Raw genomic sequence first — 898 nt, 5'->3', positions numbered from 1 at the left:
TAGTTGTCACCGGCTGGTCTGGAATGAACGTGGTCAGTTGCTTGAGGAGCAGCTGCCGAATGGCGGTATCAAGCGCTATCGCTATGACGATCTTGGGCGGAAGGTTGCGCACGAGGATGAACAGGGCGCGCTGATTCAGTATCAGTGGGACAGCATGGGCCGATTGACTCGTGTGGTGTTGCCAGGCGGCGCGACGCGGGAATACAGCTACAACCCCTACGGAAAAATCACCGCCGAACGCAATGAATTAGGCCACCTCACTCGCTACGAATACGCCGACGGCCTGCACCTGATCAGCCGCCGTATCAATGCCGACGGCAGCCAGGTCAACTGCCGCTACGACAACGTACGGTTGCTGCTGACCGCCATCGAAAACGAAGTCGGCGAAACCTACCAGCTCGATTACCACCCCAATGGCCTGATCCAGCAGGAAATCGGTTTTGACGGCCAGCGTACCGCCTACGCCTACGACCTCAATGGCAACCTGCTCGAGAAAACCGAATATGGTGATGACGGTAGTCAGCTCGTCACCGGCTACGAGCGAGACCACGCTGGCCGCCTTGTACGAAAAACCCTGCCCGACGGCAACCTTGTTGACTACGCCTACGACCGCCAAGGCAACCTTCTCAGCGTCGACGACGGCCACTGGGCGCTAGCCTACGAATACGACCCGCAAAACCGACTCACCGCCGAACACCAAGGCTGGGGCACCTTGCGCTATGGCTACGACGCCTGCGGCCAGCTGCAAAACCTGCGCCTGCCGGATAACAACCGCCTGACCTTCAACCACGACAAAGGCGGCCACCTCGCCACCGTAGAGTTGAACGGCAAAAACCTCACGTCCCACCTGTTCAAAACCGGCCGCGAGCACCAGCGCCAACAAGGCCAGCTCCTCAGT

1 pseudogene is annotated in these 898 nt (G+C 59.5%); it reads left to right on the top strand.

Annotated features, from left to right (window positions below):
• Nucleotides 1-898 (top strand): annotated as a pseudogene (locus ACI77D_RS29315) (type IV secretion protein Rhs); the annotation flags it as partial.

This window comes from Pseudomonas sp. O39 (genome assembly GCF_045447295.1).
GTDB classification, from domain to species: domain Bacteria; phylum Pseudomonadota; class Gammaproteobacteria; order Pseudomonadales; family Pseudomonadaceae; genus Aquipseudomonas; species Aquipseudomonas antarctica_A.
Note: the sequence above shows the minus strand (reverse complement) of the source record. Positions and strands in the feature narration are given on the sequence as shown.